At 60.2% G+C, this 12,079-nt stretch carries 12 protein-coding genes; 7 read left to right on the forward strand and 5 right to left on the reverse strand.

What is annotated here, in order from left to right:
* Nucleotides 1–193: 193 nt before the first annotated feature.
* Together FCS96_RS05070 and FCS96_RS05075 are read left to right on the forward strand one after the other, a co-directional pair.
* Complete coding sequence (locus FCS96_RS05070) at nucleotides 194–1,096, forward strand: diacylglycerol/lipid kinase family protein (protein ID WP_138439124.1); 903 nt, start codon at nucleotides 194–196, stop codon at nucleotides 1,094–1,096.
* 135 nt (nucleotides 1,097–1,231) lie between these two features.
* Nucleotides 1,232–2,014 (forward strand): substrate-binding periplasmic protein, encoded by a 783-nt coding sequence (locus tag FCS96_RS05075; RefSeq protein WP_138439125.1) that lies wholly within the window; start codon nucleotides 1,232–1,234, stop codon nucleotides 2,012–2,014.
* A 2-nt stretch (nucleotides 2,015–2,016) separates the two neighbouring features.
* On the opposite strand, the gene FCS96_RS05080 is transcribed toward FCS96_RS05075, so the two are convergent.
* Together FCS96_RS05080 and FCS96_RS05085 are read right to left on the reverse strand one after the other, a co-directional pair.
* Nucleotides 2,017–3,036, reverse strand: coding sequence for a sterol desaturase family protein (locus FCS96_RS05080; protein WP_407658074.1), 1,020 nt, complete (start codon nucleotides 3,034–3,036; stop codon nucleotides 2,017–2,019).
* A 76-nt stretch (nucleotides 3,037–3,112) separates the two neighbouring features.
* Nucleotides 3,113–4,147, reverse strand: coding sequence for a GlxA family transcriptional regulator (locus FCS96_RS05085; protein WP_138439127.1), 1,035 nt, complete (start codon nucleotides 4,145–4,147; stop codon nucleotides 3,113–3,115).
* Nucleotides 4,148–4,269: 122 nt separating this feature from the next.
* On the opposite strand from FCS96_RS05085, the gene FCS96_RS05090 reads away from it, so the two are divergent.
* On the forward strand, nucleotides 4,270–5,172 hold the full coding sequence (locus FCS96_RS05090; RefSeq protein ID WP_138439128.1) for an alpha/beta hydrolase: 903 nt from the start codon (nucleotides 4,270–4,272) through the stop codon (nucleotides 5,170–5,172).
* 22 nt (nucleotides 5,173–5,194) lie between these two features.
* On the opposite strand, the gene FCS96_RS05095 is transcribed toward FCS96_RS05090, so the two are convergent.
* Nucleotides 5,195–5,707 (reverse strand): DUF2244 domain-containing protein, encoded by a 513-nt coding sequence (locus FCS96_RS05095; RefSeq protein ID WP_138439129.1) that lies wholly within the window; start codon nucleotides 5,705–5,707, stop codon nucleotides 5,195–5,197.
* Nucleotides 5,708–5,866: 159 nt separating this feature from the next.
* On the opposite strand from FCS96_RS05095, the gene mtgA reads away from it, so the two are divergent.
* The gene (gene mtgA / locus FCS96_RS05100; RefSeq protein WP_138439130.1) at nucleotides 5,867–6,568 is read left to right on the forward strand and encodes a monofunctional biosynthetic peptidoglycan transglycosylase; all 702 of its coding nucleotides are present in this window, start codon (nucleotides 5,867–5,869) and stop codon (nucleotides 6,566–6,568) included.
* On the opposite strand, the gene FCS96_RS05105 is transcribed toward mtgA, so the two are convergent.
* Together FCS96_RS05105 and FCS96_RS05110 are read right to left on the reverse strand one after the other, a co-directional pair.
* A complete protein-coding gene (locus tag FCS96_RS05105; RefSeq protein ID WP_138439131.1) occupies nucleotides 6,544–7,245 on the reverse strand; it encodes a response regulator in 702 nt (233 codons plus the stop codon). The two genes, mtgA and FCS96_RS05105, sit on opposite strands and share 25 nt — an antisense overlap.
* The gene (locus tag FCS96_RS05110) at nucleotides 7,242–8,894 is read right to left on the reverse strand and encodes an ATP-binding protein (RefSeq protein ID WP_138439132.1); all 1,653 of its coding nucleotides are present in this window, start codon (nucleotides 8,892–8,894) and stop codon (nucleotides 7,242–7,244) included. Before FCS96_RS05110 ends, FCS96_RS05105 begins: the two co-directional genes overlap by 4 nt.
* Nucleotides 8,895–9,099: 205 nt before the next feature.
* Here FCS96_RS05110 and FCS96_RS05115 point away from each other — a divergent pair, with 205 nt between their 5' ends.
* Genes FCS96_RS05115 through FCS96_RS05125 form a run of 3 tightly spaced genes read left to right on the forward strand, consistent with a single transcriptional unit; the run spans nucleotide 9,100 to nucleotide 12,046 of the window.
* Nucleotides 9,100–10,077 carry a Bug family tripartite tricarboxylate transporter substrate binding protein gene (locus FCS96_RS05115; protein WP_138439133.1) on the forward strand — a complete coding sequence of 326 codons (978 nt, stop codon included), beginning with the start codon at nucleotides 9,100–9,102 and terminating at the stop codon, nucleotides 10,075–10,077.
* Nucleotides 10,074–10,520 carry a tripartite tricarboxylate transporter TctB family protein gene (locus FCS96_RS05120; RefSeq protein ID WP_041339621.1) on the forward strand — a complete coding sequence of 149 codons (447 nt, stop codon included), beginning with the start codon at nucleotides 10,074–10,076 and terminating at the stop codon, nucleotides 10,518–10,520. Before FCS96_RS05115 ends, FCS96_RS05120 begins: the two co-directional genes overlap by 4 nt.
* Complete coding sequence (locus FCS96_RS05125; protein ID WP_138439649.1) at nucleotides 10,520–12,046, forward strand: tripartite tricarboxylate transporter permease; 1,527 nt, start codon at nucleotides 10,520–10,522, stop codon at nucleotides 12,044–12,046. The genes FCS96_RS05120 and FCS96_RS05125 overlap by 1 nt, the downstream gene beginning before the upstream one ends.
* The last annotated feature ends 33 nt before the right edge of the window (nucleotides 12,047–12,079 follow it).

Below are 12,079 nucleotides of genomic sequence, written 5' to 3' on the forward strand. Positions count from 1 at the left end.
AACAAGAGAGTCTGCCCAGTCCTTTTCGAGGCGTCAATTTGCCGGTCCGACACTGGCCTCGAAAGCATCGGAACCGTCCAATACCCCCTAACCAATGTCGTAAGGCGGCTCAGGCACTCTTGGGGTATTGTGAGTTCAAATATTTTGCCGCGTAATTGACCCGCAGAAGCAGAGAGCACATGGACGCATTCGGATGACCCATTGGCTGATTGCAAATACCAAGGCCGGCACCGGCGAGCGAGGACGGGAGTTCTGGCTGGAGGTGTTGTTAGCCGCCGGTGTTCCGGAACCGCAATGCCGCGATTTCAATGACGATGCCTGGGAGGACCAGGTGCAAGCGGGCGATGTCGTGATGGTGGCCGGGGGCGACGGTTCGGTGAACATGGGGGCACGCTTGTGCCGGAGCAGACAGGCGATCCTGGCGGTGCTGCCATCCGGCACCGCCAATGACTTTGCCCGTAACCTGGGGCTGCCGGAAGAGCCAGAGCGTTTGTGCGCGCTCATTGCCCAGGGCACCACTCAGCAGGTAGACGTTGCCGAGGTGGGGCAGACGCTGTTTCTGAATGTCGCTCATATTGGCCTGGGAACGCTGCCTGCGCGGGAAGCCGAGGGCACTCATAAGAAACTGTTTGGTCGGTTCAGTTATGGCCTGGGCTTGTTGCGCCGGGTCAGTGCCAGCCGTGGTTTCAAGGCCGAGATTTACTGCGACAAGGGAGTGGTCAAAGGCCGTTGGCTGTCGATAGCCGTTGCCAGCGGCGCCTTCTTTGGCGGTGGTAATGAGATTCCCGAGGCCTCTGCCAACGATGGCCAGTTGGACGTGATCGCGGTCAAGCCGCGACCATTACTGCAGTTACTGCTGACCTTTGTGATGGTCCGTCTCAACAAGCGTTCGCCCCAGCGCACCAGCACCATCGTCCATCTGAAGGGCACTCGCTGTTCTGTCCATACCGGCAAGCCGAAAACCATCACCGCTGATGGCGATGTGATGGGGCAGACGCCTCTGCAGGTAGAATGCCGACCCCATTGCCTGTCGGTGATTGCGCCGACCATTGTCAGCACTGCAGAAGCCGCTCCCGAGGAAACAGCCATCGGTTGAACAGACTCCCGTCAGATACGTTTTGTCACTGACTTTTCGGGTGGATCCAGTAATCATGGCCGCCGACCAAACTGACCAATCCGACTGACCGGAAAGCATATTTTAATAAACCCGTACCGTCACTAAGGAACAATAATGCCGAGAGAATCTGCCCCGGCTCTGCCCAAGTTATTGCACACGCTCAAGATCACCCTGGGAGCCCTCGCCTTGATGGCTGCGGGCAGTGTGGCATCAGCGGCAGAACGGCTTTACATCTTCACCGAGAACTATCCTCCTTATAACGCGTCGACTTCGGGCAAGGGCTTTGCCCACGGCGCGAAAGACATCACTGGTATCTGCAGCGATATGGTCAAGGCCATGCTGGTCCGGGTCGACTACGACTACGTTATGAAGATGCGCGCCTGGAGCTACGCCTATGACTGGGTTCAGGGGCGGGAAAATCATGGGCTTTTCTGTACCGCTCGAACTGATGAGCGTGAAGATCTGTTCCAGTGGGTTGGTCCCCTGGCTTCCATCAAGTGGACCCTGTTTGCGGCGCCGGATTCGGACCTGTCGCTGAATAGCCTGGAAGACGCACGCGAGCTGCAGATTGCCGGCTACAAAGGCGATGTCATGTCCGAATTTCTGGTGAAAGAAGGCTTCAACGTGGCTATGGGACTGTCCGGTGATGTGAACACGCGCCGGCTGATGTTGGGCCAGGCCGACCTTTGGGTTACTGATGGCCTCGTCGGTCCGCTGGTAGCAGAGGAAGAGCATGGCATTACGGGACTTAAGCCGGTACTGGTGTTCCGTGAAACTCCGATGTACCTGGCGCTGAGCAATGACACTGATCCGGCGATTGTCGCCGATCTCCAGCAGGCATTGGATGCCGCCCGGGCCGATGGCGAACTCGCCGCCATCGCCAAGCGCTACGACTGAACTCAGCCTTCTGCGGTGGGCTGGGGTGGTTTGGGCATGCGGGTGCGATTGAACTTGCGTGCCAGCTCGACGAATGGTGTCACGATCAGGCTGTACACCGTCAGGTAGCGTTCAGCGTCGCGGGCGCCGGTGCCAAACCGGATCGGCTCAGGTGTGCTGGTTGTGGTGTACAGGGTGCCGAACATCCAGTCCCAGATGGACAGGTTGGTGCCGAAGTTCTTATTGAAGTGGCGTGGCGCGTCGCTATGGTGGATCTGGTGCTGGGCCGGGCTGTTCAGCACCCGTTCCAGAACCGGGCCGAATGACAGCCAGACGTGGCTGTGCCTCAGGTTGGCCGCGAGGGCATTGAAGATGAATACCAGGTAGGTCACGCCGAACAGGGTGTAGCGGCTGATTTCACCGCCACACAGATACCAGAAGATCCCCGCGTACAGGCCGATACACACCACCGAAGCCAGCCGCTCGACAATCTTCTCAACGAAGTGAATCCGGCTGGCGGTGACCGGAACCATCACCGGCGCCGAATGGTGCACCTTGTGAAATTCCCACAACCACCGCGAATGGAACGCACGGTGCACCCAGTAGTGCTTGAAATCGCGCACCAGAAATACTCCCAGGCCATACAACATTGCCAGGCCCATGTTCTGGCCCAGCTCGGGCCTGGCGCCCCAGAGATTGGTGAAAAACTGAATGTAGTCGCCAGAGCGAAGCATGAAAGGATCGACCAGGGTCACGACCGGCAGAACCAGGGCGATCTTCAGAATGACGCGCACAAAATAGTAGCGATAATCCAGCAGCGCCGAGCGGTGAAAATTAACGCGGCTGCCGCCGATGAACTGCCAGAAAGAGCGGGCTTCAGTGAGGCCCTGGTGCTTGCGATAGCGGAAGAGCCCGTAGGCGACCGCGTAGGAAATGCACAGGAATAGCAGGCCAAAGCGGCCGTTCAGGTCGAAGATTCCGAAAAAACGGTCGATGACTGGAGCCAGCACCAGACGGTTCAGCTCGGCGAAAAGATCGGTTATCTGCTCCACCACTCACTACCCACAACACCCAATGGCGGCGAAGTTTAAGGAATGTGGGTGATAAAGACAATGATAGTTATTCTCGACTGTTGGAGGTGGCCAGTTGGGGCTTGCTGCGCTGTGGTGTCACATAGCTGAACCGGCGGCGGTACTCCTCCATGGTGCACCCGACATTGCGCTTGAACAGTCGCCGGAACGAGCTGGCGTCTTCGTAACCCACGTCCCAGATGATCTGGGCGGTCTGGCGTCGGGTCGATTCAAGGGCGTGCTTGGCGGCCTCGATTCTCAAATGTTGCAGATAGCTCAGTGGGGTCTCGCCCGTGGCCTCCTTGAACCGGCGTTTGAAAGTGCGGGGCCCCAGGTGTGCGAGCTCTGCCAGCTCGTCAATGACGATGGCGTTGGCGTAGTGTTGCTCCAGCCAGCCCTGTACTTCGCCAATTTTCTCGTCCTGGTGAGCCCGGCTGCCATAAAAGCTCATGTAGGGCGTCTGTTCCGAACGCCGGGCATCGAGAATCAGCAGCTTACTGCAAGCTACGGCCAACGCGGGGGAGCCCAGCCGTTCGACCAGATACAGGCACAGATCCACAAACGAGGTGGCACCACCGGCACAGAGAATCTGGCCATTGTCGACCAGTAGCTGCTCGGTCTCGAGCCGCAGTTCCGGGTAGCGTCGGCGAAACGCCGGTGCCGCCCGCCAGTGCGTGGTGGCCACGTGCTGCTCCAGCAGTCCGGCCTCCGCCAGAACAAAACTGCCGGTACAGACGCTGGCAACAACGGCATCCCGTTCCACGGCCGAGCAGAGCCAGGGGTGAAGTGGCTGTGATTGCCGGAGCGCCGCATCAATATGGCGGTCGCCCAGCACCGCCTCCATGGCGGAGCCAATGATGATGACGTCCGCCGGATAGTCCTGCCATCGCACCGTCGGCACTATCGGAACGCCGCTGTAGGAGTGCACCGGCTCGCCATCCACGGTGACAATCTGGCATTCGAACCGGGGTTCGCCCCGGCTGGCAGCCCGGTCGCAGTAGTTGGCAGCGGCAAAAAAATCCATCACACCGATGACACCACTGCCGTGGCAGAAGGGCAGGGCCACAATGGCGATCTTGATCATGATGAATGTCTCTTTTGGCATCTAAGGTGTCAAATATGACACTCTGCCCCCGGGTTGGCAAGCCGTAATCTGACACTGTCAATCAGGTCGGCCCCTCGGCCGACAGCGAAGGAGGAAGGGTCATGACTGCTCAATTCACAACCAACACAGGCTCAGCAACACGGGTTCCTCTTGACCGCGTTCCGGCCCGGAACTCCGGCGTCGCCGCAGTAGGGAAAGCCCTGCAAATGCTGCATCGGTTGGCGCCGCACACTGCCGGCAATATTGCTGAGACGTTGTTCTTCTCGCCGCGACGGCTGCCGTTACCCATTCGGTATGAGTACCTGCTGGACGAAGCCGATAGCTACACCCAAATTCAGCACGGTGCCGTCACTATTCCGGTGTATAGCTGGGGCTATGGCCCGGTGGTGCTGATGGTCCATGGCTGGTCAAGCGGCGGAATCCAGTTTGGTGCCTTCGTGCAGCCGCTGGTCAGCGCTGGCTATCGGGTGGTGGTGTTTGATGCACCGGGCCATGGCCGGGCTCAGGGCAGACGGTCGAGCCTGTATGAGATGACCGAGGCTGTCACCAAGGTGGCCGCCAGTGTCGGGCCCATCGACACCATCATTGCCCACTCCCTGGGCAGCCTCGCAGCAGCCCGTGCGGTGGTGGATGGGGTCCAGGCCCAGCGGCTGGTGTTACTGGCACCGCCCAAGGATCTCGATTCAGTGGTCGCCGGATTTGGCGGTGAGCTTGGGTTCTCTCCGGCCATGGTGACCGCGCATCGTCGGCGCATGGAGCAGGCATTCGGAGTGCAGGTGTGGCAGCAGTTTTCATTCGACGCCCTGGCGCCCAAGCTCACCCCCCGGGGTCTGGTGGTGATCGACCGGGACGACAAATCGGTGCCGGCCAGTCACAGCGATGAGGTTCATTTGAAGTGGGCCGGATCCGAGCGGATGCAAACCCAGGGCCTGGGGCACAACAAGTTACTCTGGCACCCGAGAGTGTTGGAACGGGTCCAGCAATTTATGGCGACAGCGGCCTGAAGCCGTCTTTAGCAAACACGTTCTAGAACCACAGCCCGATCTCCGGATCGGGCGTTTTTCGTTCTATGACCACGCCCCGGGATTCGAGCAGATGAACCAGCCTCTCGGTATCGTCGACATTGAGAAAACTGCCCAGCGAGATTTCGGTATCGCGATGAATCAGGGACAGCTTGGGTGGCGCAAACGGGTGCGCGGGGGCATCCAGGTGCACCCTCACATAGGGACGGGGCAGGGTCCACTCGACCAATTTCCGAGTGCGGCCTTTTTCCAGGTGGATGTCACTATCGCCGATGGTCAGTACTTCCTGACGTTGGCAGGCCCGGGAGGTCAGGTAAATGCCGGCGGCCAGGGCGGCCAGCTCCAGCCCGGCGAAGGGCAGGATAACCCAGGCACCGGCCAACGCCATGCCGGTGGCAATCAGCGCGGACAGAAGCAGCAATGCCAGCCAGATCTGGACGTTGCCACGCCAGCTCATTGAGCGATTGGGCGTCAGCAGTAGCCGAACGCCGTTCGGGGAGTTGAGATGCTCGACCATCTTTCAATGCCTATGGTGTCGGCCTTCTCAGTATACGACGGGTGGTTCCACTCCGATGATCGCCCGCGTCTGAAGGATCGGTAATTCAAATGGGGGGCGAACCACGACATACTGGCGGCCTGATATTAATGATAGTCAACACTGCCTGGTAGCGAGTCTGTGGCGCGAAAATCCCTTATCCGAAGATCTCTGAGCAAACTGGCGTGGCTGCTGGCGGGAGCACTGCTGTTGCTGATGGCCGTGATAATTCTGCTGCGGTTCGTCAATCCGCCTACCTCCAGTTTCATGCTTGGCCACCGGCTGTCGCAGCCGGATCAGGCCCTGTATCAGCGCTGGGTGCCATTGTCGGAGATTTCGCCGTGGATGCCGCTGGCGGTGGTTGCCAGTGAAGATCAGCGGTTCCCCGAGCATTGGGGCGTGGATTTCGCCGCCATCCGAACGGCGCTGGCGGAATACGAGGCCGGCGAGGGCCTGCGGGGCGCCAGCACCATTACCCAGCAGACCGCCAAGAACCTGTTTCTGTGGAATGGCCGAAGCTTTGTGCGCAAGGCGCTGGAGGCCGGGCTGGCGCTCGGAATTGAAGGGTTGTGGCCGAAGAAGCGCATTATGGAGGTCTATCTCAACATCGCCGAGTTTGGCCCCGGGGTTTATGGCGTGGAGGCGGCGAGTCGACGATATTTTGGAGTTTCAGCCAGCCAGCTGTCTTCGATCCAGTCAGCGAGACTGGCGGCGGTTCTGCCTAACCCCAAGTCCCTGAGCGCGGTTGCGCCATCGGCCTATGTCTGGGAGCGGGTATCCTGGATTCGCGGCCAGATGGCCCAGTTGTCGGGCCTGAATTATTTGCGTGATACGCTGCAATAACGTCGTTCCGGGCGGCCGACATTACCGTAGCTGACCTCCGCCGCCGCTTCGCCGCGGCCTACCAGAAATTCCAGGTAGCGTCGGGCCGTGGTGCGGGAGGCGCCCATGGCGGCGCCGACTTCCTCCGCACTCCACTCTTTTCCGGTGGTCAGCACCTCCCGGATTTTATCCAGGGTAATGCCATCAATGCCTTTCGGTAGCCTGTCGGTATCCGCCGCTTCCGCAGGGCTTTCGTCCTGGCCGCTTCGGGGTAAAAGCGCATCCACCTCTCTCTGGGCGATCTGGTCCAGGCCGGACAGCCGGTTCAGGTGCTCCCGGTAGCGGTTTACCGCTTCCTCCAGACGTTCAAACACCAGTGGCTTCAGGATGTAGTCGAAAACCCCGCCGCGCAAAGCACTGCGCAGAGTGTCCACTTCCTTGGCGGCGGTGATCAGAATGACATCGCTAGCGCTGTCGGAGGCCCGCAGCTCCCGCAGCAGGTCAAGGCCGTTGCCATCCGGAAAGTAGACGTCGAGCAGGATCAGGTCGGGGCTGAGCACATCGATCAGGTCCCGGGCATCGGCCAGCGTGTGGGCAATGCCGCAGAGTTCGACATTGTCCAGACGATCAACAAAGCGTCGCTGAATTTCCGCAATTTTGCGGTCATCTTCAATGATCAGCAGGCGTATGGTGGTCAATGACTGGTCCCCCCGTGGGCGCGTTTGGGTAGATACAGGGTAAAGCGGCTGCCGCCGGTGGTGAGATTCTCGACCGTGACCGAGCCGCCCCACCGGTTCAGGAACTGGCTCACCAGATGCAGGCCGTAGCCATGGGCGGTGCCGGTTTTGGTGCTGACACCTTTTTCAAAGATTCGCTCCCGGTCAGCGTCCGGAACACCGGCGCCCTGATCTTCCACCTCGAAGATCAGGTCGTCGCCAAGATCGGTCATCGACAGTGAAACCTGCCCGCCTTCGCCGGTCACCAGGCGCGTGGCTTCCAGGGCGTTATCGATCAGGTTGCCGAGTACGCTCACCAGCTGCTCTCGGGGCAGGTCGGCTGGTACGTGGGCCATCTGGCTGCCAGGGTCGATGTTCAGCACCAGCCCCATTTCCCGGGCCCGGTTGTACTTGCCGAGCAGGCAGCCGGCAATGACCGGGTCGGGCACCGCTTCGAGCAACAGCTGAATCAGTGCCTGATGATCGCTGACCTCACTGCCAATTAGGCTCAGTGCCTCGTCGGTGGCGCCAATCTGGATCAGACCGGCGATGGTGTGCAGCTTGTTGGAGTATTCGTGGGTCTGGCTGCGCAAGGTATCCGCGTATTGCTGGATCCGGGTGAGCTGGCGGCTGACCTGATCCACTTCGTCCCGCAGCCGGAAACTGGCCACCACGCCGATAATGTCGTCGCCCTCGCGGACCGGCAGCCGGTTGACGATCATCTGGCGGTTTCTGAGCCAGACTTCCCGGTCAAAATCCGGCTGCCCGGTGGTCAGAACCGACATCAGGTCGCTCTCCGGCAGCACTTCAAGGATTGGCTTGCCGGCCAGGGCCATGTCCGGTTCCAGGCCCAGGGTGTTCAGGGCGGTGCGGTTCACCGTGGTGATGATGCCGTCACGATTAATGGCAATGATGCCCTCGCGCACCGATTGCAGGGTGGCATCCCGCTCCTGGAACAGCCGGGCGATTTCTTCCGGTTCCAGCCCGAAGATGGCCTGTTTAAAGCGACTGGCGATGATAATGGCGGCGAGGACGCTGACCAACAGCATCACGCCGACCACACCATAGAGCACGAAATTGTAGCGCTGGATGGTGGTTTCGACCTGGTCGACGCCATAGCCAACCGACACGATGCCAACAATGTCCCCGTTGGCGGGATTGATCACTGGAGCCTTGCCGCGCATGGATTCGCCGAGACTGCCGAAGGCCCGGGCAATGTAGGCCTGACCCTCGACCAGGGCGAGGTGACCGGTGTCGCCGTCATCGTCGGCCATGGAGTAGCCGAGGCGTGTCGGATCGGGATGGGCCAGGCGCACCGCCTGGTCGTCACCAATGACAATAAACAGGGCTTCGTTGGTCTCGGTCAGCCGGTTGGCCAACCGATTCAGGCTGCCGGTGTCGCGTCGCTCTACGCCCTCGATTACTGCCGGCGTGGCGGCCACGGTCTTGGCGACCATCAATGCCCGCTGACCGATTTCCTCATACAGGGATTCGCTCAGATAGTACCCGGCAAAGACACCAATCAACGCTGTCTGCAGGGCGCTGACCAGGCCGAGGGTCAGAATCATTCGGGTTTTGATTTTGGTTTTTCGAAGCACTTCTCGAAACGCCGTGCAGGGGTTTGTTGTCATTTTGATTCAGGTTAAAGCACCACGGCTGTTTTTGCCCGTGAACTTTATGCACAAAAAAGCCTTTAGGTTCTTTATAGGTATTTACGCGCACAAACTTTAGGCATTCGGTGATCGCTTCTAGTCTATGGCTGAATGGCTCCCACAGCACGTTTATCGAGCGGCGAAACAGAGGAGCTATCACAACAACAAACCAGAGGTGAACCCAATGATGATCAAGCGAACCCTGTCTTTTGTAGCCATGGCTGCCTTTAGTGTTTCCGCGCTGGCCTGGCAACCCTCCGGCAAGGTGGAATGTATCGCCCCGGCGGATCCGGGCGGCGGCTGGGATTTTACCTGCCGTAGCGTCGGCAACGTCATGCAGGAACTCGGCCTGGTGGAAGGCAGTGTCCAGACCGTCAACATGGCTGGTGCCGGCGGTGGCGTTGCCTACGCCCACACCGTCAGCAAGCGTGCCGACGATGACAAGCTGATTGTCGCCGCATCTACCGCAACCACCACCCGCCTGGCCCAGAAGCAGTTTCCGGGCATGGACGCCGGCATGGTGAAGTGGGTCGGTGCCCTGGGCGCTGACTACGGCATCATTGCCGTGTCCAAAGACTCCGAGTACCAGAACCTGAATCAGCTCTTCGAAGCCGTGAAGGCCAATCCAAAGTCGGTCAAGTTTTCCGGCGGCAGCGCCCGCGGCGGCTGGGACCACCTGAAAGTACTGATCGCTGCCAAGGCGGCCGGTGTTGAGAAACTCCCTTCCATTCCCTACCTGTCGTACAACAACGGTGGTGAGGCCATGACCCAGGTCGTGGGTGGCCAGGTTGATGCCTTCACCGGTGACGTCTCCGAAGCAACCGGCTTCATGGACTCCGGTGACCTGCGAGTGCTGGCGGTTCTGTCTGAAGAGCGCCTGCCCGGTAAGTTCAGCCACATTCCGACGGCCCGCGAGCAGGGTATCGATGCCCTGGGCCCGAACTGGCGTGGCTTCTATATGCCGGAAGGCGCCTCTGAGGAATCCAAGGAATACTGGGTAGCCGCTGTGGACACGCTGTACGCCAGCGAAGAGTGGAAAAAGGTGATGAAGAGCAACGGGCTGATCCCGTTCCACCCGCCGGCGAACGAGTTTGAAAGCTTCGTGCGTCAGCAGGTGAAGGACATCGAAACCCTGTCTCGTGAAATCGGGCTGCTGAAATGACAGGTTTTGGTGATCGGATCCTCGGCTTGGGCCTTCTGGTCCTCGCCGTTGCCTACGGCTGGGCTGCGCAGCAGTGGCCCGAGCCGTTTGGCGGCGCCGAGGGTGTGGGCCCGGAAACGTTTCCCACCATCCTTGCCTTTGTGTTGGTCATCGGCAGCCTGTACCTGATGGTCAAGCCTGACCCCGATGCCCAGTGGCCAGTGCGCAAAACCGCGCTGGAACTGGTGACCTCGGTGGTGGTGCTGATCGTCTACGCGCTGCTGATGGAACCCCTGGGCTTCATTATCTCGACCACGCTGGCGGTTGGTACGCTCAGCTGGCGCATGGGCGCGAGGCCACGCATGGCGTTTATTACTGGTCTGATCAGTGCGGTGGTGGTGTTTGTGCTGTTTAACTACGGCCTGGACCTGAGTCTGCCTGCCGGCCTGCTGGAGGTGGAGTGATGGAAACCCTTGGCTTTTTGATGGAAGGGTTTGCCGTCGCGCTCACCCCCTATAACCTGATGTTCGCGCTGTTCGGGGCCTTCGTGGGCACCCTGATCGGCTGTCTGCCCGGCCTGGGCCCGGCCAACGGTGTTGCCATCCTGATCCCGCTGGCCTTTACCCTGGGGCTGCCGCCGGAAACCGCCATGATCCTGCTGACCGCGGTCTACGCCGGTGCCATGTACGGTGGCCGGATATCCTCGATCCTGCTCAATATTCCCGGTGACGAGCCGGCAATGATGACCTGTCTCGACGGCTACCCCATGGCCCAGAAAGGCCGTGCTGCCGATGCCCTGGCGATTTCCGCCGTGGCGTCTTTTGCCGGTGGCCTGATCGGTACCATTGGTCTGATCATGCTGGCTCCGATCCTGGCCAAGTTTGCCCTGACCTTTGGCCCGGCTGAGTACTTTGCGCTGTTCCTTCTGGCCTTTGCCACCCTCGGCGGCATTACCGGCAAGAACCCGATGAAAACGGTCATTGCCGCCACCATCGGCATCATGATCTCCACCGTGGGTATCGACATCTCCACTGGCACCCAGCGCTACACCTTTGGTGTGCTGGAGCTGTATGAGGGCATCGACTTCATCCTGGCGATCGTGGGTCTGTTTGCCATTTCCGAGCTGCTGTTCTTCGTGGAATCCCGGGTTGGCGGCGGCCGCGAAAAGATCAACGTGGGCAAGCTGACCCTGAGCTTCAAGGAGCTGGTCAGCACCATCCCGACCCAGTTGCGCGGCGGTGTACTCGGCTTTATCGCCGGGGTATTGCCAGGCGCCGGGGCGTCTCTGGGCAGCTTCATCAGCTACACCCTGGAAAAGCAGGTGCTGGGCAAGAAGGGCAAGTTTGGCGAAGGCGATATTCGCGGCGTGGTCGCGCCGGAAGCCGGTAACAACGGCGCCTCTTCAGGTGCGTTGGTGCCGATGCTGACCCTGGGTGTGCCGGGCAGTGGCACCACGGCGGTACTGCTGGCCATGCTGATCTCCCTGAACATCACGCCGGGCCCGCTGATGTTCACCCAGAACGCTGACATTGTCTGGGGTGTCATCGCGGCACTGCTGATCGGTAACGTCATGCTGTTGCTACTCAACATCCCGCTGGTGGGCTTCTTCGTGAAGCTGCTGTCGGTGCCACCGATGTACCTGCTGCCGATTGTCACCATGGTGGCGTTCGTGGGCATCTACTCCATCAGTCACAGCACCTTTGACCTGTATTTCATGGTGGCCTTTGGTATCGCGGGTTACTTCCTGCGCAAGCTGGAAATTCCGCTGGTGCCGATCATTCTGGGTCTGTTGTTGGGGCCCGAAATGGAGAAGAACCTGGGCCACGCGTTGATCCTGTCCGACGGTTCCTGGGGCATTCTCTGGGGTAGCCCGCTGGCCGTGGGTCTCTGGGTGGTTGCCGGTCTTGGCCTGGTACTGCCGTATGTGGTCGGGCCACTGCTGCGCCGGCGCATGAATGCGGCCATGAAGGAAAGCCCGGTCAGCGACTGACCGGGTAGTGAAAGTCACGCCTTAGGCGATCTG

Source organism: Marinobacter alexandrii (assembly GCF_005871205.1).
Lineage (GTDB): Bacteria > Pseudomonadota > Gammaproteobacteria > Pseudomonadales > Oleiphilaceae > Marinobacter > Marinobacter alexandrii.

Coding starts and splice junctions, on each gene's coding strand:
- FCS96_RS05120 (WP_041339621.1), top strand. CDS start 10,074: ATGACAGGTTTTGGTGATCGGATCCTCGGCTTGGGCCTTCTGGTCCTC.
- FCS96_RS05090 (WP_138439128.1), top strand. CDS start 4,270: ATGACTGCTCAATTCACAACCAACACAGGCTCAGCAACACGGGTTCCT.
- FCS96_RS05085 (WP_138439127.1), bottom strand. CDS start 4,147: ATGATCAAGATCGCCATTGTGGCCCTGCCCTTCTGCCACGGCAGTGGT.
- FCS96_RS05070 (WP_138439124.1), top strand. CDS start 194: ATGACCCATTGGCTGATTGCAAATACCAAGGCCGGCACCGGCGAGCGA.
- FCS96_RS05110 (WP_138439132.1), bottom strand. CDS start 8,894: ATGACAACAAACCCCTGCACGGCGTTTCGAGAAGTGCTTCGAAAAACC.
- FCS96_RS05095 (WP_138439129.1), bottom strand. CDS start 5,707: ATGGTCGAGCATCTCAACTCCCCGAACGGCGTTCGGCTACTGCTGACG.
- FCS96_RS05075 (WP_138439125.1), top strand. CDS start 1,232: ATGCCGAGAGAATCTGCCCCGGCTCTGCCCAAGTTATTGCACACGCTC.
- FCS96_RS05115 (WP_138439133.1), top strand. CDS start 9,100: ATGATGATCAAGCGAACCCTGTCTTTTGTAGCCATGGCTGCCTTTAGT.
- FCS96_RS05125 (WP_138439649.1), top strand. CDS start 10,520: ATGGAAACCCTTGGCTTTTTGATGGAAGGGTTTGCCGTCGCGCTCACC.